Here is a 19,075-nt window from a genome sequence, read left to right as displayed (position 1 = left end):
ACTCCATTAAAATAGAGTGAACTTCCTTTCTAGTCTTCTTTAGAAGACTTTCGCTATCAGCCTGCGATTTGAATCGCAGGTGGGTGATTTGTTGCATAAGTTAGGGAATAGGGATTGAAGGAGTTGAACAATCCTTTCCCCTTGTGCCCTATTGCCTTCTACTTAATAATCTTTGCCGGAATACCAACTGCTGTTGCTCCTGCTGGGACATCGCATAAAACCACAGCATTAGCACCGATTCTGGCATAATCGCCAATGGTGACATTGCCTAATATTTTCGCACCAGCGCCAACTTCAACTCCTTTACCTAATCTAGGCGCATCATAGGGACGATCTGGGTAACGACTTCCGAGAGTAACTCCTTGGCAAATTTGGCAGTCATCATCAATGGAGGCGTAGGCGTTGATGATGATTGTTCCTTGATGGTGAATAACGACACGACGACCAAGCTTGACTGTGTAAAGTAGTTCAATTCCGTAGTGATTGCGAATTCTGCGATATAGCATGAGATAGAGAATGCTAAAAGGTATTTGTAAGAGTTTGGGTTTGATTTTCTTACGCCAAACTCCAAAGCGGTGAACAGCTACACTGCGGAACCCAGGTAGAGTCCAATCACGCCCGTGGGCTATCCAGTCTTCTTTGATTTGTTGCCAGAGACTTAAATTCGAGTCTTCTGCTGGTTGTTTATTGGCTATCCAGTCTACTTGAACACTCATTGTTTGGGTAATTGGTAATTGTTCTCAATGTGGAAGTTGAAAATAGAGGGCTGTGCGATTGGGTTGTATGAAGCGACTAATTTCTGTGCGGAGGATATGCAAGAAACTAGTTGTGACATGAGCGGGGATGCGTTGTGTAGCAATAAATCCAGCTTGTTCACACATTTTTTTCAATGTCACAGGGGTAAAAGCATTGATATGTTCAAGGGGGTGAACAGCATGAAATTCTGCAAAATTTTGAGGTTGACTAATTCCTCGACAGTCAGGAACTTCGACGATTAAAATTCCTTTGTCAGCAATTGTGGTTGCTATTTTGCGTAAGGTTGCCAGTGGGTCTTCAAGATGTTCTAATACTTGAAACAGTGCCACAGCATGTACTTTATTGATCTGAGCAGATTCTAGAGCTTCCAAATTGTTGAAAACAGAGATACCCATTTTTGCAGCTCGTTCGCTACGCCTTCTGCTGAAATCTATTCCATAGACATCAAAACCAAAAAACTTTGCTAAACACAGGAAGTATCCATCACCACAACCATAGTCTAGAATGCGAAATTGTTCTGTTGTATGTGGTTCTACTAGTTTTTTGACGCGCAACAGATGCTTGATAGATTGTCGCCCACGTTCAAACAGAGTATCTCGTTTGTTAGCTATTTGATAGTGTGCTTCCATATGTTCGATTTGGGCATCATTAATCCACTCGTCATACAGCTTATTTAATCCTTGGGGTGTGAGAATCCGTTGATGGAAAATCATGCCACAGGTTTCACAACGCACCAAAGAAAAGGTTTCTTCTACCAGCAACGGCACTAAATCTTTGCTATAGTGGCATCTGTTAAGAAAAGAACGAGTAGGCTCATCAGTAAATTTTCCCTGCCACAAGGGATGAAGATTGGAGGAACCACAACTGATACAATGCGATCGCTCTCTAAATACAAGCTTTTCGTTAGAAAACTGTTCTAAACGGTTCTTGTTTGTGGTCATGTTGATAAAGTTCCGATTGGAAAAATATAGTTTGTTTCTCTCGGAAGCCACCCTTTGTCTAGTCTTTTTTATCTGCAATCAAATTCCTATTTCAGTTGTTGTGGCACTCTCTCCAAGTCTGCGGTACTATTTCTATCCCGGAGGTTGGAATAATAAAAGTAACTGCTAGGTTCCTGCTTGGCGTTAACAGCATTAGCAACTATTCCCAAAACATTTGCCTCAGAACGTTCTAGTAGAGACTTAGCAGCAGCAGCACTAGGTGCATCTAAAACACCAGGGCGAGTTACCAGCAAAATCCCATCTGCCATTTTTCCTAAAACTGCTGCGTCAGCAATTCCCGCAAGAGGTGGGGTGTCAAATATCACGTAATCATAGTTTTCAGCAAAAATATCTACCAAAGAAGTCATACCTTCAGAATCAATGAGAGCCAAGGGATTAGGAGGTATAACTCCAGCAGTCAGCACTGCTAAAAACTCTGTCACTTTTTGCACGGCTTGGGAAAAAACTCCTTGATCAACAAGGAGGTGGCTTAAACCCACCGAGTTGATGAAACCCCATAAATGATGTTGCGTTGGTTTACGCATATCTGCATCAACTAGTAGAACTCGCTTACCTGATTGAGCAATAACCGCAGCTAAATTGGCAGAAACTTCTGATTTCCCTTCGGCAGTTACAGAACTTGTGACTACTATTTTGCGAACTTTTCGATGGCTGATAAATTTCAGGTTTGCCTGAAGCATTTGGTAAGCTTCATGAACTACTGTGCGAGGTGAAGTAGTAGTGATAACTTGAGGATAAACACCAGCTTCTATCTCTTGGACACCACTAACAGAATTATTCAGTTTATATTTGGGAATTAAACCCAACAATGTGTAACCAAAAAATGTTTCGGTTTCCTTGACTGTTTTCAATGATCTGTCGATTAAGTCTACAAAAAATGCAGCAGCAATACTCAGTAATACGCCCGCAAATATACTGCCACCTGCTAACAGTATTTTCGTTTTGGAGATCACTGGCTTTTTCGGAATCTGTGCTGGTTGGACAATTCTGGCATTTCCAATAGTCTGCTTTTCTGCTACCTGAATTTCCTGTAGTCTGGTAACAAGATTTTCATAGCCAGTTTTAGCAGCTTCTAATCTACGCTCCAAAGCTTGTTGCTTTTTCTCTAAACTTGGCACCATCGCCAATTGTTGTTGATAATTCGCTCGGATATTAGACAAAGTTCGGATTTTTTTCTCTAATCCCTGTCGTTCTGCCTTGAACTCCACATATTTATCAGTCAGTTCTTCCCGAATCTTCCCTATTTGCAATTTACCTGGAGAAACTATTGGAATTCCCGAATATTCCTGAGTCCGTTGTTGTAATAAAGAATTGAGAGTAGCTTGTTGATTTTTTAAGTCAGTAATCGTTGGATGTACCTCAGTATAAATTGCTCGTGCATTTGCTAATTTGGTTTGAACTTTTTGCAACTCAGTCAAAACTTCTTGAACACCAGGTATTTGACTCAAGGAAGTAACTGTGACTGCCTGATTTTCACTCACATTTAGTTGACTGGCTATCTGTTGTTCTTGAGCGCTCACATCTGCTAAGGCAGCCTTAACTTGATTTATTTCTTGATCAAGCTTGGAAATAATATCAATAGCTGCGGTTGATTCTTCTGCAAGCTGAATCACCTTGTTTTGGATTTTAAACTGACGTAACGCTTCGGCTGCACGTTCTAATTCTTGCCGAGAAGCAGGTAGTTGCTCTTTAATAAATTCACCCGCAGCAGAGACTTGCGCGCGGTTAGTTTGAATGTTGTTCTCTACATAAGACTTCATTAACTGATTGACTACAGCTGCTGCTAATTCACGATCATTTGAGGCGTAAGAAACTCTAAGGACATCTGTTCCTACAATTGGTTTGACGTTGACTTTAAGTAATTCTGGATCAATTAGTTTTCCTTGGTCATCTTTTAACTGTAAAGCAGTAATAACCTCTTGTAACATTGGATGAGAATTGACAATTACGGCTTGGGTTTCTAGAGGATTGCCCTCGCGCATCAAGGCTTCTAAATCACCTATTTTTTCTCCTACTTTGGTGAGTGATGATGTGCGGTCTGATTTGAAAAGTAGTATACCATCTGCTTGATATTCAGGTTTTTGCATGAATAGAGCTGAACCTGATAAGCCAATAGAAGCAAGAATGATTGCTGTTATCAATCGCCAACGGCGTTTGAGAATAAGCAAGTACTGTTGAATTTCTGTTGCTTGTGTGTAGCTATTAGTCTCCATACAACAAGTTTCCTTGTGGTGGTTGTATACACATGCGGAAAATCGAAAATTGGTATTATTGGGTTATTTACATACCATTAATTGACTGTGTTCCAGAACCAAAAAATTATCACTTTTTCTAGTAAACGTAGATGTCCCAAGGGCAGCTTCCCTTATGATACACAGATAGATTATCGGTGTTTATTGGTGTTCATCGGTGTTCGTTTCCCAAAAAATATTGGACTTATGAAGTAACTTGCAGCTACACAAAAATCAATGAATAGCGAACACAGATGTACACAGATGCACACAGATCAATCAATCGGTGTTTATCGTTATATCCTACGGGAAGACAAACTTTAAAAATATGATTATTGCCATAGTTTTAATTGACATTAGATGTGAGTTGATCACATGGAATTCTTCAAACTAAGTGTCAGAAGGCAGAGGACGAATTATTAGTATAAATTTTTTAAATCTTCTGCCCTCTGCCTTTTAATTAATAAGCACCTGTTTTTTGCAGCACGACTCTCACAGTTTCTAGCAAAATTTTCAAATCGAGCCAGAGTGACCAATTCTCAATGTAACTGATATCTAATTTCACTCCATCTTCAAAGTTGTCAATATCAGAACGACCAGAAACTTGCCATAATCCTGTGATACCAGGCAAAACTTCTTGGCGAATAAAGTGCTTGGTTTTAAACCTTTCGACATCCCTACTAGGAAGAGGACGAGGACCTACCAAGCTCATTTCCCCAACTAAAACATTTAATATTTGTGGCAATTCATCTAAACTATAAAGGCGCAAAAACTTACCTATCCGTGTAACCCGAGGATCATTTTTGATTTTAAAGAGAACACCGTCTTTGATTTCATTGTTGGTTTCAAGAGATGCTTGCAGTTTTTCTGCGTTATTAACCATTGTCCGGAATTTCCAAATTTTAAAGTTCTTTCCGTGCAATCCGACTCGATTTTGGCGGAAGAATACTGGCCCTGGGGAGTCTAATTTAATGAGTATGGCTATTGCTAGGTAGATAGGAGATAACAATAATAACAGTAAAATTGAACAACTCAGGTCAAAACACCTTTTGATCCAAAAATCACTACCTGCGATAATTGGTGCTGGAATTGTCATACAAGGTACTTCACCCAGCATCCAAAATACTGATTTGGGATAGCAAACATCAGTTTCCATTGGTAGGATTCGTAAAATAATGCCAGCAGTCTGAAAGTGCCAGCAAACATATAAACGATTTTTGATAGCATTCCAAGAAACAAATGCTTCTGTTATACCTTGTTTGCGAAGATGCTCAAAAGTCGCTTCTCGATTAACCAAATCTAGACAGCTAGGATCAGCAATTCCCTGTACTGTGTAGCAATTTTCTTGTTCAATTAACTTTATATGATTTTTTTGGTCTTGGCTGTCAGTAATCAGAAAAACTGAATGACGAATCGCTCCCTGACAACGAAGTTGTTTTGTCGCAACATCAAATATGAAGCGATCGCCACAAACAAACACTACAGAACAAAACCAAAATATCAAAAAAGTAGAGCGTGAAACATAACTTTCTGGTTCGTAAAGAAAGGCTATGAATAATAGTAAAATTTCTGCTAGTGATACTGCTTGAATCAAACCAAAATAATTACGGCGCTCTTTTCCAGGTTTATAAAGTCCTTTAACTGCTATGACACTAATTGCAGTTACTAACATGAACATGAGTAAAGGGATTTGTTCTGCCCACAGAAATTCTATACTTGTTCCGTAATATGCTGCTAACGTCCATGCAGAAGTCAAAGCAATAACATCTAACAAAATTAAGGTCACTACTCGCAGTATCCTAATTTTTAATCCTCGTTGTATGGTAGTACCTTTAGCTGACCTCAAATCCGGTTTAAAAGTTGTGACTGTGAGAGTATTAGTAGTCATAATTTTGACAACCTTGATTTTTTTGTAACTTTATAAACTCTAAATAAAACAGAGCCATGCTACATTAAATCTTTATTCAAATTTGGAAACTCCTATACGTTGTTTTAGTACTAACCAAACAAACAAAGGATTACCAAGGATATAGCGTTTCCATAAGCGTTGGGGTTCCACTAGTAAGCGGAAGAACCATTCTAAGCCAGATTTTTGCATCCATAATGGCGCTCGTTTCACCATACTACCGACTAGTTCAAAGCTCACTCCAATACCAATGGAAATTGGTACATTTAAAGTTTTGTAATTGCCATAAATCCAGTATTCTTGCTTGGGAGAACCCAAACCAACGAAAAGAATATCTGGTTTTGCTTCTCTAATTTTAGAGTTAATAATTGCTAGTTCTTCTGGCTGTGATTCAAAACCATAGGGGGGACAATATGTGCCGACTATTTGGAGATTGGAATGCCTTTTTTCTAGAACTTCTTTTGCTTTGTCAGATGCTCCAGGACGTCCTCCTAATAAAAATATTTTTAACTGTTTTTCAGCTGCGATCGCACATAATTTCTCAAATAAATCTGTGCCATTTACCCGACCCTTGAGTGATGATTGCAAAAATTTCGCTGCCCATAATAGGGAAACTCCATCTGGTACTACTAAAAAAGCTTGACGATAGTATTCACGAAAACGAGCATTGTTTTGTAGTAGTACAATATGTTGTGCATTAGGAGTGACAACATATTTTGGTTCTTTGCCTACTAATACGTGTTCGACTATCTTTTCAACAACTTCATTAAAACAAAGTTGATCAATTTCTACACCACAAATATTGATCTTCATGGTTCACCCTGGATTAAGATTGTCAAGTATGTGAAGCATACTTGAGTAGATAGGAAGTAGTTTTTGGAATAAAAAATTGGTTATCGTTTTGGAGCGTGATCGAATGCTCTGGCGATAGCATTCCAAGCCAGTTTATATTTCATGTTTGAATCCAACGGTAAAGGACGGACTGGTGATTTATCTGAACGGGGATAAAAACTTGATACCCAAGTGTATTTGTCGCTCAATCCCCAAGTTAAAACTGCAATCACTGCTCGTTCATCTAAGACAATATTCAAATAGTCTTCATAAAGACCTGCGATAATGCGATCGCGTGCGATCGGATCTGAAGTTAATTCCTGATCTACCACATCTAGTTCGGTAATCAGAATTTTCAGACCAAGACTAGCCACATCTGCAAGAAAACTCCGCAATTTTTTAGCATTAAAGCCTGGTATGTGACCCATGAGATGCGATTGTATACCCAAAGCATGAATCGGTGTTCCTCTAGATTTCAATCGTTCTAAAAGTTTGAGAACAGCAGTTCTTTTGGCTCCATCTTGGTAGTTGTCATACTCTAGTCCATAGTCGTTATACACCAACATGGCTTTGGGGTCACAAGCCGCCGCCGTCCGAAAAGCAAGCTCGATGTAATCTGTACCTAAAAACTCTAGCCAAGGCGTTTTTCGTAACCCGTCAGTTCGTTCATCATCTATTTCTATAGCCTCGTTCACTACATCCCAAGAGTGTATTTTCCCTGCATAGTGCTTAGTCACAGTTGTAATATGTTCCAACAACAAACTTTCTGCATTTTTGCGGTTAGCTACTTCCTTAAACCACACAGGTAAAGCTTGATGCCAAACTAAGGTATGTCCGCGAAAAAACATGCCATGATGCTGTGCAAATTGAGCTAACCAATCTGATTTAGTAAAATCAAATTTTTTGGGATGAGGTCGTATACTATCCCACTTAAGTTGATAATCCGGAACCAGCATATAGCACTCTCTAACAAAGCTGGTCTTTAAATTTGTATTTGACACCAAATAATCTTTGACAGCGGCGGCTCCATAAATTAATCCCTTGGCCGCAGCACGAGCTTTCAAAGATTTTTTTCCAGCTACTTTGAAGTCCTTGTTTGAATTATCAAGTGCTTGACTGTAAATGAAATTTCTATTTTCTCCGATACTAACTGCGCTTGCTCCCGTCAAAATTGATAGGCTAGCATACAAAAAATAACGTCTGCCTAATGACATTTTTTTGAACATATATAGACTAGACAAGGGACTTTTATAGAAAAATGCGCATATAGTCGGATAAAATGCCTAATATGCTTTTGTTAGCTGATTTTTACATTCGTTTTTCTAGCTTAGATCATGTCCGCTTAAGAACTTATATTATCCTTTGGAATTGATAATTAGTGATCATTGGTTATTTTTTAACAATGCCCATGCTTTAGATCGTAATCAATTAGTTTTACATGATGTTATTCAATATTAAAAATTCTCCTAATGGAGTCAATTAAACTTTAGATAGATACTAATTAATATTGTTTTTTACAATTAGATACTTTTATCCTGTCAAGCAAACTACTTATTAGCAAATAGATAATAAGCAGGTCATGTTGACTGAACTGAGATCAATAAGACCATCTAAGTCCAAATCAATTGCCATAGTCATATGTTGATGAATTTTTAATTGATATAAAATCAGGTAATCAATCTGGCAACTTATTTCTAAGATTACCATTCTAAGACTATACAAATAATTAAGTCACTGTTAGCTACATCCTTAGAAATAAAAAGAAATAATTGTTGTAGTCATCTACACTACAAATACACAAATGTATCCATTGGTAGATCAGCAAACTAATCAAGTTTACTATCAGCTATCCAAGCAAATATTATATGATTTTGTGCTTCATAGATGAGATAGTTAGAACCAATCTTAAATTTGCAATTGTCAAAAGAAGTAAAACAAAAACTTAGTTATTGACTAGCTTTTAAAGCCAAAAATGCTGTGATTTAGTTGCTGCTACAAAGCATTTTTTCTTTTCCGATGGTTTTCTAAAAGCTATCCATATCATGCAACAATATTACAGTAATGTTCTTATTTATTTCAAGTAGTCATTTTTCATCATAACTAGCGAAAATTTGCTTTGATTGATTAAATCGTTGCTGATAATGATGATTCCATTGAATAATTTTTACTTTGCGAATCATATTTACCATAAACAAATTAAAGTATTGTCAAGATAAATATTGATACATGCATCAAATATAAGTTTGACAATAAAGCATTGCAAATAATCAAAATCAGTAAGTAATTTAAGTAGCTTTTATCAATGTCTGCACATGAAAAATATAGAAAATTACAATTAAAAATATATCAATGCAATATATTCTAAAAATTAAAGTTTATCTGGAAAATATCAACTACAAAAGCTAATGAGTGAGATAAATTGCTTGCTAAAGCTTTTTTCCAGCCTTCTTCCCTGTTTATTCCTAATTTATTGCAGTCATTGCACACAAGCTCCCTGGGCGTTGCATAAAATCGGGATGGATTCTTGAACCGCGTTAGACGTGAAATGCACGTAGACACGTAGCGGCTTCCGTAGGTAGAAATTAGATTTTTTCGTTTACTGATATCTTGCACCAGATTTTCAGAGCGCCAATAAATAAATTTATTAGCTAATAGCTAAAGTCAGATAAATCTGACTAAGAAGATCTTCGAGTCGGTTGAAACGGACTTGTGCTACTAGCTTTGGGATAAATTCCAAGGCGGGATATGGCGTAGGTGCAAGATATCAGTGTGACACAAAACTCTGAAGTTTCACAGAAAATACTTAATGATTATTACAGTAGAAGCATGTTTTATACAGTTAATAACTGGCTAACTAAGTTCGTCTGTAATTCCTATTATCTAGAAGGAATAGAGCCAAGTATTGTTAATTTTATTACCATTCTTCAGCCCAATAGATAATCTGTGAAGCTGACAGATCTATGGCGACACCATAACTATCACCATGATTCCACTTAAAATTAGAAGCACTTCTATCGTTTGCGCCCAATACTAATATTTCATAGGAGTTAGGGAAGGAATCTTCTTGAGAGTTACTAGTATAAAAAAAAGTTGTAGGCACACCATTAGGTAGGTTGGCGTGGTCATTGGTGTTACCACCTATATATCTGTGCTTAGCTATAGCTTTGTATTGATTATGTAATTCCTTGACCTGTTGTTCTGGAAGTTTCAACCTAAGTTGAAAAAAATTGTTTTTTTGTCCTTGTAACAAACCACGAGAGTAAGCAAGACGAACTTCCGAGCTATTAGGCGGAATATGATTAGGAAAATGTCTGACTTGATTTTGATTTAACCAAAGTTTATGACGAATTTCTTGGTAACGTGAGGGATCTTGTATAGTTCTAACTTGATTGTTACTGTTAAAAGCTTGTCTGAAAACGAAACCTACCCCAACAATACCAATACTGCCAAGGGAAATGAAAACAATAATGGCAATTTGTACAAGTTGTGCAGACGCATAGCGTCTTGTTGGCAAACTTCGTTTCATTGCGTTGGGTGTTAGCTATGGTTGTATACCCAACTTTTATCGAAATTCGTAGAATTTCGGAAGAGTTTCTCAGTGCATTTACGCAAAATTTACAGAAAGTTTACTATAGCACTGTAATGGAATCAGTGATCAGTTATCAATTGCTAGCTGTTCACTGATACAGGCAACCAAAAATCATCCCAGCCAGTAGGATAAAACCAATCCAAACATTTTGCCGGAACATTTCACCGTATGCAGAATTAGGTAAATCCTGTTGATTTAAGCGAACAGACTGCCAAACCCAGCCAGCAGTGGCAACTACAAGACTGAGCCAAAAAACTAGGTGAAGCTGAATCACGATTCCCAACCAAGCAAGACACAATATAGTGCCAGCAAAGAAAATTCCAACAGCGATCGCTGCATAATCACCAAAAAATAAAGCACTGGAATTCACACCAATACGCTTGTCGTCAGAGCGATCGCTCATAGCGTAAACAGTATCAAATCCCAGTGTCCAAAGTACAGTCGCTCCCCAAAGTAGCCAAGTCGGTTGAGAAAGATTCTGTGTCACAGCACTCCAGCTAATTAACACCGCAAAACCCCAGGCAATTGATAGCACTAATTGCGGAACCGGAAACACCCGTTTGGCGGCTGGATATAGCAAAATCACTGGAACTGCTGCCACAGATAACCAAAAGGAAATTGGGTTAAGATAGAAAGCAAGAACCGCTGCACAGAAAAAAGCCACTATTGCGATCGCAATACCGACCTTTACAGAAAGGGCACGGGAAGCGAGGGGGCGATCGCGCGTTCTTTCTACTTCTGGGTCTATATCTCTATCCCACAAATCATTGACAACACAGCCAGCAGCGCTTGTAGCAAGCGTTCCTAAAATGATCACGCCAACCAATGGTAAAGGCGGCTTTCCATCAGCTGCTAAAAATACAGCCCATAGGGCAGGAATCATCAAAATTAGTCGTCCTTCTGGTTTATGCCACCGCAATAATCGGATGATCACAAGCCAAGTAGGTTCCTGGTTGCGTTCTGGCGTACTGAGCATAGGGGATGGGGGATAAAGAATCGGGGGAAGTGTGAGGGGTGGGGGAGTGTGAGGAGTGGGGAAATAACCACTAACCCTTCGGGTTCGCCAGTCCCCCATCGTGACGGGAACCGCCAAGACGGGGGCTGGACTCACCACCAACAACTAACCATCAACTAATTCACACATCTTCACATATATAGAATAACTTTATTTGATATTTATAGAAGCAACTGCTAAGGTGGCAACTTTGACTCAAAATGAATAGTCAAATTTGTGGATCTTGCAGGGTGAGTCAAAAGCTCAGATACAGTCAAGCATCAGAGTCAATCTGAAAATCAATTGGTGAACAGACACTACTTTGTGATCGTCCGCAAGTCAGCTTTTACCTTCTTTTACTTCATTTACTGAGAGAACGCTAAATGGTCAATTTGGTTTCTGCTAGCTGGGGGAGTACACTCACTCAAACAGACAAGCAACAGCGAATCATCGCTGCAATCGATTTGGGAACCAATTCTCTGCACATGGTGATTGTGCGGATTGAAGCAACACTACCAGCATTCAGCATTATTGGTAGAGAAAAGGAAACCGTGAGATTGGGCGATCGCGATCTAGTCACAGGATGCTTAAAAGCAGAAGTGATAGAAAGAGCGATCGCCTGCTTGCGACGTTTCCAAGAAGTTGCTAAAACTCTCAACGCCGAAACAATCATTGCTGTAGCAACTAGCGCCGTACGAGAAGCTCCCAATGGAAAGGAGTTTCTACACAAGGTAGAAGCTGAATTGGGTTTGAGCATTGATTTAATTTCCGGGCCAGAAGAAGCACGACGGATTTATCTGGGTGTACTGTCGGGGATGGAATTTAATAACCAGCCCCACGTAATTGTTGATATTGGTGGCGGTTCCACAGAAATTATTTTGGGAGATAGTCACCAAGCCCGAACTCTTACCAGTACCAAAATAGGTGCAGTTCGCCTCACCAATGAATTAATTAACACTGATCCCATTAGCAACGCTGAGTTTCAATACCTGCAAGCTTATGCACGAGGGATGTTAGAACGTTCTGTTGAAGAGGTACTGGCAAACCTAGAGTTTGGTGAACACCCGCGCTTAGTGGGGACTTCCGGTACTATTGAAACTCTGGCAGTAATCAACGCCCGTGAAAAATTGGGTTTTGTTCCCTCAACGCTGAATGGTTATCAGTTCAGCCTAAAAGACTTGCGCGAGTGGGTAAATCGCTTGCGGAAAATGACTAACGTCGAACGGGCGACAATTCCTGGAATGCCGGAAAAACGGTCAGAAGTGATCCTGGCTGGGGCAATCATATTACAGGAAGCAATGAACTTGTTGGGATTAGAGTCGATCACAGTCTGTGAACGCGCCCTGCGCGAAGGCGTGATTGTTGACTGGATGCTCACCCACGGATTAATTGAAGACCGCCTGCGCTACCAAAGTTCGGTACGTCAGCGCAGTGTTCTGAAAACTGCGAAGAAATACCACGTCAACTTAGAACATAGCGATCGCGTTGCTATCTTTGCCTTGAGTATATTTGATCAAACCCAAGGTATACTCCATAACTGGGGAGCCGAAGAAAGACAACTTCTTTGGGCTGCGGCAATCCTACACAATTGTGGACATTTTGTCAGCCATGACTCTCACCACAAACATTCATATTATTTAATTCGCAATGGCGAATTACTTGGCTATACCGAAACCGAGATGGAAATCATCGCCAATATCGCCCGTTATCATCGCAAATCTCCGCCTAAGAAAAAGCATGAAAATTTTCGCAATTTGGTGCATAAAGAACACCGACAAATGGTTAGTCAGTTGAGTGCAATTCTCAGACTAGCAGTTGCTTTAGATCGTCGACAAATAGGAGCAATTCAGCGATTGCAATGTGAATTTATTCCAGCTACACGAGAATTAAAAATGCAAATTTTCCCGTCTCGTCCTGATGATGAATGCTCCTTAGAACTCTGGAGTTTAGATTATAAAAAAGGAGTATTTGAGTCAGAATTCGGCGTGAAATTAGTAGCAACTTTGGAAAAACCTGCTATTTTAGTTGGTTAGCTACCAGTTTGCCATATTTTGACAGATTACCGGGCCCTGCAATACAGTGGTGCTATTACTCTTAGTGTCTTAGTGTCTTGGTGGTTTCAAGATAATCTTTTTCACCACAAAGACACCGAGACACCAAGAAAAAACAGCTCAAAATCAATTTGGTCGAATACTAGTTTATTTATTGAGTACAACCGACAGCCTGGAATTTAAATCCCAGGCTGACAGATGAGTCGTCTCAAGCGGGATTTTCTGATTACAGTCCCAACCAATCTTTGATTTCTTTAATCAACCATTGCTGTTCTACATCAGCTATTTCCGGACTAAATGCACCAAATTTGTATTTTTGAACTCCAGCTTCAATAGTAACCGCCATCAAGGGTTTATTATTCACAGAAATTGTTTCACGGCTGACACAGACATCGTGAATAGCTGAAGTATTTCCTCGCTTTCTACGATAGCATTGACCAAATAATTCCCACTCCATGAAAAAATATTTATGATCAAAACGAATATATACTTCTCCAAAAGCAGGAAATAACAACATACTCAGTGGTAACAACCCAGCTATCCAATGAATTAAGAGAAAAGGATGGAAAACACCTTTTGTAAACAAAAGAAGAATTCCATACCATAGACTCACAAAAAATAATAAAAAGCTATCAGAAGATTGTATACCTCGTGCTGGAATTTTAATTGCTAGATAACTGGTCGTTTTTTTGAGATGAATTCGGCTACCATGAGGTTGAGAAACTACACCAGAAGAGTGAGTAGTGAGGCGATTGTTGAGACTTTCTAAAGCTTGATGTGCTGTTTGAAATCTTTGCTCTACATCGGGTTCCGTGAGTGCTGCTAACCACCTTGTAAAATGAGGGCTTAAATTAGTGCGATCGCTAAATTGAATCCGCATGTTTCGTTGGGGTAAATCTGCGGGAGAAATACCTGTAACTAAATGAATTAATGTTGCTCCCAAAGCATAAAGATCAGAAGCAGGAACTGCTCGACCACCAAATTGTTCGATGGGTGCATATCCATAAGTTCCTACTACTGTAAATGTAGCTCCTTGGGCTGTAGCTCGGTCTTGTACCGCACCAAAATCAACTAAATATACTTGTTTGTCTTCACCCAAAATTAAATTACTTGGTTTGATATCACGATGTAAAACATGGGGAATTAAAGAGTGTAAATAAATCAAAATTTCTAAGACATCACAAGCAATTTTTCGGACTTTTTCCTCAGAAAACTTCTGTCGTTGATTCAGTAATTCTTTGAGAGATAAACCAGGAATATATTGTTGAACTAAAGCAAACCAAAGAATACGATCATCAATAGAAAAATAATCCCGATACTTGGGAATCCGGGGATGACTTAGTTGTTTAAGTACATCTGCTTCTCGCTCAAACAATTTCAGATCATCCCACTGTACCTGATCACCAAACCCCAAGAACTTGACTATCACTAATTCTGCTGGTTGAGTTGCGATATCCTCAGCTAACCAGGTTTGACGACCTGCATTTTGTCCCAACTTTTGTTTGAGTTGGTAGCGGTCACGCAATACTTGCCCCGCTTCAAGCATGGATAAATACTCCAGTCAAGTGATTTAATATCAATGTAACAAATTTTTAGAAAATAAATGGTAAATTCACTGAATAACTAAGACGTAGCAATGCTACATCTGGTCATACCCGTGAATTGTAAATTCATATCTTGATTCAGCAACGCCAATTTATCTGTGATATCGACTTCGGTTAATCAAATAAAAAATCTCACAAGAATAGCCCCTCTCCTTGGCAAGGAGAGGCGGGGTGAGGTGAAATGGGAGTTATAAGTAATCATGCGAACTTGATATCAAATATTAATAAATATTAAATTCTGGGAAGAGGGATTGAATTTCATCCCTCTTATTCCTAATTTATGGCTAGCTAACTAGTTCCTTGACTTTCTTGATAATGCTATCAGGATCTAGTCCCTGATAGGGGAACTGTTCCCACAATCCACCACAACCTTCTTTATGAATGCCCAAGTGAGCAAATTTTGGTGTCAGTCCGCGTTCTAGTAACCAGGAACCGAAGCGGCTACCCAAGCCTGTGCGGCGGTTGAGTGCTTCTACAACCAAGACAAAGGGTGCTTTACCAACTTTAGCCAGCATCTCTTCATCAATAACGTTGAGTGTTGGCTTATTGATCAAACCAACGTCAACTCCTTGCTGTTTGAGTTTTTCGACAGCATCGAGGGCGCGATACAAACCATCACCAAAGCTGATAATATAACCAGCAGTTCCTTCCCGCACAACTTCATCTTTCCCAGGAACAAAGGTGTAACCTTCGCCATAGAAGTTGTTACCATTTTCATCTAAAATCTGGGGAACTTTCGAGCGGGTAGAGTAGATAAATCTTAACCCAGGGTCAAAAAATACTGCTTCCACGCAGGCTTTCATCTGACCAGCATCGGCTGGGAAATACAACCGTGTTTCATAGCCGTCGTCTAAGCCGTTGTCAGCGAACATATTATTTAGACCAAAATGGCAGGTGTTGTCTGCCATGTCGTCTACACCGCAGTGAGAAAAGTGACACAGGACGTTGGAGTAGTTCAACCGCGCCATAGTGATTTCGGAAATACACATTTCCAAAAAGGCGCTAAAAGTTCCGAAAATGCCTTGCTTGCCTTTTTCCATACCGAAGCCGGCGGCGGCAGAGAAGTTACCCCGTTCCATAATGCCAGAAGCGACAAAAATATCTGGATAGGCATCATGAATTTTTTTCAAACCGCAGGAACCTTCGAGGTCACTATCGATACACATGACCTTTTCTTTACGTTCTTCGGGACTCATGCGGCTGAGGACAGATACCACAGCATCACCGAAGACATTGCGGTTAGAATCCCATTTTTCACTCACACCCAGAAAAGTGTAGGGTAGTTTGGGTTTTTGGATGTTTTTGAGGTATTCGACAGCTGCGGTTTGTCCGTGCTTTTCTAAGTAGGCGATCGCTTTATCGACTGGAATCACATCATGACCGTGGGTTGATCCCTCAATACCATCGATCCCTACAGCCATTTTTCGCTTGTTGACTACAGCAATTGGACCATCGGTAGTTACTGCTTCGCAAATGCGACGGTATAAATCATCTATGTCTTCCGGATCTCCCACACTGACATTAACTCCGTGACCTGTGAGGGTTTTAGCAACACTAAAACCAGGCAGATACTCAGAAGGATGTCCAGCAATGGTGACATCGTTATCATCAATGATCAGTTTGACATTGAGATTCTTTGCAACTGCCAAGCGTGCTGCTTCCGCATCATTACCTTCTTGCTGTGAACCATCAGAACCAAGGCAAATCACCACTTTGCCTGGATTGGCCATTGCCACCCCATTAATGTAGGGCCAAAGGTGTCCTAAACGTCCAGAACTAAATTTGACACCAGGTGTCAATCCCAACTCCGGATGTCCAGGTAATCGAGAATGGGCTTCACGATAGTGAGCAAGTTGCTCAAAAGGTAGATCACCATGCAGGGCAGCCATGAGATACTGAGTAGCAACTCGGTGTCCTGCTTCATCAAAGAAAATCGGTACAAATTTATCTGGTGCGCCTCTAAATAGTGCATCCAGAATGACCACCTCTGGCACTGTGTCGTAAGGACCACCAGTATGCCCACCTACACCCCTAGCTGCTCCCGTTGCTGTGAAGAAAACAATTGCATCACGGCATAGCTGAATATTAGCTTTGAGGGTTTGGCGCTGCTCATCGGTGAGGGTAGGATTGCTTGGGTCTAATGCCAGGGGCTTGTAGGCTCCTAAATCAATCGGAAAGCTACGTTCTACAACATTAGTCATGACTGATTTTCCTTGATTCACTCATTGCCATCATACATTTGTTGAGATAGACAGTTGAAGAATGAAGGATCAAAACTCAAGTGTCAATCGTCATTTGTGTTTTGTTGATCCTCTCCGTTGTCCCCAATCCCCAATCCCATGTTCTCCACTCGCTTTATCCGTTTCTTTCGCCATCTCAACTTTCAGGTTCTCCAACAAGTTGTCAAAGAAAGTGGCGAACACAGATTACCTGGTTTAGCTGCGGAAATGGCTTATAACAACTTGCTAGCCTTATTTCCAACCTTAGCGGCTGTTCTCACAACTATTGGGATGTTGAATATTTCTCAAGATCAAGTTGATGCTTTAGCTCACCAAGTACTTAATTTTGCCCCAGAACAAGTTCCACTGCTACTGAAAGAATTTACTGGACAGATAAAACTACCTCAAAGTAGAGAAGTAGTTTATATTAGCTTTCTCGTTGCCCTCTGGCTTGCTTCTGGAGCAACTAGTGCAGCTATGAACGCCATGGATGAAATTTATCAGATTCCACCAAATCTCAAACAACCTTTTTGGAAAGCAAAGTTAATTTCTTTGCTCCTGACAATTACTACCATTGGTTTAGTTTTAACTGCTTCTTTGTTAGTATTTATCAGTGACCTGATTGTGCAATTTGTATTAGATAGTACACAAATATTTGGAGCAATATTTTTATCTGCTTGGTCTTGGTTGCGTTGGCTTTTGACCTTGATGATTATCGCTTATGCGTTTAGCATTATTTATCGTCATGGCCCTAGTCAATGGTTTAACGGTACTCCTATTATGCCTGGAGCAATTACTGGAGCTTTGTTGTGGGCAGGTGTTTCTAAATTATTTCGAGTCTATGTCAGCAATTTCGGAAACTATAATTTGACCTATGGAGCTTTGAGCGCAGGGATTGTGCTGTTGTTGTGGCTCAATCTCAGTTCTTTGGTTCTACTGATAGGGGCGCAGTTAAATGTCACTGTGGGGAAAGCAATCAGAGCTAATAATCACAATAATTTTTAAGTTAGTCAATCACGGAAAAATCCCACTAACCTTGCCATGAAAATATCAATCTTCTTACACCCTTACAAAATCACACCCATTTTCAATACAGTGATTCGCTGAAATACGGGAATTGTGATTATTTCAACTATTTATGAATAAAATCTTCAGAATTGAGTCAATTAGCTGAGTTTAACTGCATATTGTTGCTCTAGAAGCAAGAAAGTTTTATTTCTCTATTCAGATGAAGAATAAAATTATAAGTTTTTCTAACTTATGTATTGATGATCCATAGAAATGAGTTACTGACGAAAACTAATAATTACTTAATATTTATATAAATACTTTTTAGTAAGATGGTATATCATTAACGGAACACCAATGTCTAAAATAATTCATAATTATTGGCAAGGTGACTACTAAATTCTTACTTTTAGGTAGCAAAGGAGCTAATTAAATAGATGAGTTACTACGACTTTGACAACCATTTTTGGTCTCCACAACAAGTTTGTTGTCAATCGAAAGTATCGAATTTTAAGAGAAAAATAAATAAAAAAATTACTACTAAAATAGTATTGTTTGGGATTTTTGTTTTAGCATCTACTGCTATTTCGGCTACAGTATTAATCAAGAATAAAGCTGCTAATAATAACTATACTTATGGCAATAGCTCTGAAACTGCATGTATTGTTTTAAGACGCGAAACATTCCGTATGTATTGTTCTCTACCACAGCGGTGATAGTATTTTGGATTTGTTTTTACAGAAATGTTTCAAATTGTATGAAAAGAACTAACCAAAATCATTCCATCCATAGAGAACATCAAGACATTTGTGACCAACGTCTTGACTTTGTTTATGAACACGACAACATTTACTACAAACGTGAAAGCGATCGCAAATAGTAGTG

General features: G+C 39.4%; 12 protein-coding genes and 2 pseudogenes. 3 read left to right on the top strand and 11 right to left on the bottom strand.

Annotated elements, in window-relative coordinates; genetic code table 11:
- Positions 1-158: 158 nt before the first annotated feature.
- The 9 genes and pseudogenes from NIES592_RS13455 to NIES592_RS13420 all read right to left on the bottom strand — a co-directional run bounded on the left by NIES592_RS13455 (position 159) and on the right by NIES592_RS13420 (position 11,290).
- The gene (locus NIES592_RS13455; RefSeq protein WP_009454745.1) at positions 159-716 is read right to left on the bottom strand and encodes a serine O-acetyltransferase; all 558 of its coding nucleotides are present in this window, start codon (positions 714-716) and stop codon (positions 159-161) included.
- A 24-nt stretch (positions 717-740) separates the two neighbouring features.
- A complete protein-coding gene (locus NIES592_RS13450) occupies positions 741-1,697 on the bottom strand; it encodes a class I SAM-dependent methyltransferase (protein ID WP_073555995.1) in 957 nt (318 codons plus the stop codon).
- Positions 1,698-1,783: 86 nt separating this feature from the next.
- Positions 1,784-2,437 (bottom strand): annotated as a pseudogene (locus NIES592_RS26380) (CpsD/CapB family tyrosine-protein kinase); the annotation flags it as partial.
- 252 nt (positions 2,438-2,689) lie between these two features.
- Positions 2,690-3,970, bottom strand: a pseudogene (locus tag NIES592_RS26375) (GumC family protein); the annotation flags it as partial.
- Positions 3,971-4,448: 478 nt separating this feature from the next.
- The gene (locus NIES592_RS13440; protein WP_073555993.1) at positions 4,449-5,876 is read right to left on the bottom strand and encodes a sugar transferase; all 1,428 of its coding nucleotides are present in this window, start codon (positions 5,874-5,876) and stop codon (positions 4,449-4,451) included.
- Positions 5,877-5,948: 72 nt separating this feature from the next.
- Positions 5,949-6,707 (bottom strand): WecB/TagA/CpsF family glycosyltransferase, encoded by a 759-nt coding sequence (locus NIES592_RS13435; protein ID WP_073555992.1) that lies wholly within the window; start codon positions 6,705-6,707, stop codon positions 5,949-5,951.
- Between the two features lie 80 nt (positions 6,708-6,787).
- Positions 6,788-7,951: an endo-1,4-beta-xylanase gene (locus NIES592_RS13430; protein ID WP_062247232.1), complete on the bottom strand. Its 1,164-nt coding sequence runs from the start codon at positions 7,949-7,951 to the stop codon at positions 6,788-6,790.
- A gap of 1,688 nt (positions 7,952-9,639) precedes the next feature.
- Positions 9,640-10,251, bottom strand: coding sequence for a hypothetical protein (locus NIES592_RS13425; RefSeq protein ID WP_073555991.1), 612 nt, complete (start codon positions 10,249-10,251; stop codon positions 9,640-9,642).
- A 151-nt stretch (positions 10,252-10,402) separates the two neighbouring features.
- Positions 10,403-11,290 carry a 4-hydroxybenzoate solanesyltransferase gene (locus NIES592_RS13420; RefSeq protein ID WP_073556064.1) on the bottom strand — a complete coding sequence of 296 codons (888 nt, stop codon included), beginning with the start codon at positions 11,288-11,290 and terminating at the stop codon, positions 10,403-10,405.
- A gap of 401 nt (positions 11,291-11,691) precedes the next feature.
- Between NIES592_RS13420 and NIES592_RS13415 the strand changes: the two genes are divergently transcribed.
- Positions 11,692-13,341, top strand: coding sequence for a Ppx/GppA phosphatase family protein (locus tag NIES592_RS13415; RefSeq protein WP_062247230.1), 1,650 nt, complete (start codon positions 11,692-11,694; stop codon positions 13,339-13,341).
- A gap of 244 nt (positions 13,342-13,585) precedes the next feature.
- On the opposite strand, the gene NIES592_RS13410 is transcribed toward NIES592_RS13415, so the two are convergent.
- Positions 13,586-14,905 (bottom strand): serine/threonine protein kinase, encoded by a 1,320-nt coding sequence (locus NIES592_RS13410; RefSeq protein ID WP_062247229.1) that lies wholly within the window; start codon positions 14,903-14,905, stop codon positions 13,586-13,588.
- Between the two features lie 342 nt (positions 14,906-15,247).
- Positions 15,248-17,164: a transketolase C-terminal domain-containing protein gene (locus tag NIES592_RS13405; protein ID WP_073555990.1), complete on the bottom strand. Its 1,917-nt coding sequence runs from the start codon at positions 17,162-17,164 to the stop codon at positions 15,248-15,250.
- Positions 17,165-17,302: 138 nt separating this feature from the next.
- Here NIES592_RS13405 and NIES592_RS13400 point away from each other — a divergent pair, with 138 nt between their 5' ends.
- Both NIES592_RS13400 and NIES592_RS25915 read left to right on the top strand, forming a co-directional pair.
- Positions 17,303-18,187, top strand: a complete 885-nt coding sequence (locus tag NIES592_RS13400) for a YihY/virulence factor BrkB family protein (protein WP_062247227.1) — start codon at positions 17,303-17,305, stop codon at positions 18,185-18,187.
- Positions 18,188-18,947: 760 nt separating this feature from the next.
- The gene (locus NIES592_RS25915) at positions 18,948-19,070 is read left to right on the top strand and encodes a hypothetical protein (protein WP_256678135.1); all 123 of its coding nucleotides are present in this window, start codon (positions 18,948-18,950) and stop codon (positions 19,068-19,070) included.
- Positions 19,071-19,075: the final 5 nt, after the last annotated feature.

Source organism: Fischerella major NIES-592 (assembly GCF_001904645.1).
In the GTDB taxonomy this organism is placed as follows: domain Bacteria; phylum Cyanobacteriota; class Cyanobacteriia; order Cyanobacteriales; family Nostocaceae; genus Fischerella; species Fischerella thermalis.
Note: the sequence above shows the minus strand (reverse complement) of the source record. Positions and strands in the feature narration are given on the sequence as shown.

Coding starts and splice junctions, on each gene's coding strand:
- NIES592_RS13455 (WP_009454745.1), bottom strand. CDS start 716: ATGAGTGTTCAAGTAGACTGGATAGCCAATAAACAACCAGCAGAAGAC.
- NIES592_RS13450 (WP_073555995.1), bottom strand. CDS start 1,697: ATGACCACAAACAAGAACCGTTTAGAACAGTTTTCTAACGAAAAGCTT.
- NIES592_RS13440 (WP_073555993.1), bottom strand. CDS start 5,876: ATGACTACTAATACTCTCACAGTCACAACTTTTAAACCGGATTTGAGG.
- NIES592_RS13435 (WP_073555992.1), bottom strand. CDS start 6,707: ATGAAGATCAATATTTGTGGTGTAGAAATTGATCAACTTTGTTTTAAT.
- NIES592_RS13430 (WP_062247232.1), bottom strand. CDS start 7,951: ATGTTCAAAAAAATGTCATTAGGCAGACGTTATTTTTTGTATGCTAGC.
- NIES592_RS13425 (WP_073555991.1), bottom strand. CDS start 10,251: ATGAAACGAAGTTTGCCAACAAGACGCTATGCGTCTGCACAACTTGTA.
- NIES592_RS13420 (WP_073556064.1), bottom strand. CDS start 11,290: ATGCTCAGTACGCCAGAACGCAACCAGGAACCTACTTGGCTTGTGATC.
- NIES592_RS13415 (WP_062247230.1), top strand. CDS start 11,692: ATGGTCAATTTGGTTTCTGCTAGCTGGGGGAGTACACTCACTCAAACA.
- NIES592_RS13410 (WP_062247229.1), bottom strand. CDS start 14,905: ATGCTTGAAGCGGGGCAAGTATTGCGTGACCGCTACCAACTCAAACAA.
- NIES592_RS13405 (WP_073555990.1), bottom strand. CDS start 17,164: ATGACTAATGTTGTAGAACGTAGCTTTCCGATTGATTTAGGAGCCTAC.
- NIES592_RS13400 (WP_062247227.1), top strand. CDS start 17,303: ATGTTCTCCACTCGCTTTATCCGTTTCTTTCGCCATCTCAACTTTCAG.
- NIES592_RS25915 (WP_256678135.1), top strand. CDS start 18,948: ATGAAAAGAACTAACCAAAATCATTCCATCCATAGAGAACATCAAGAC.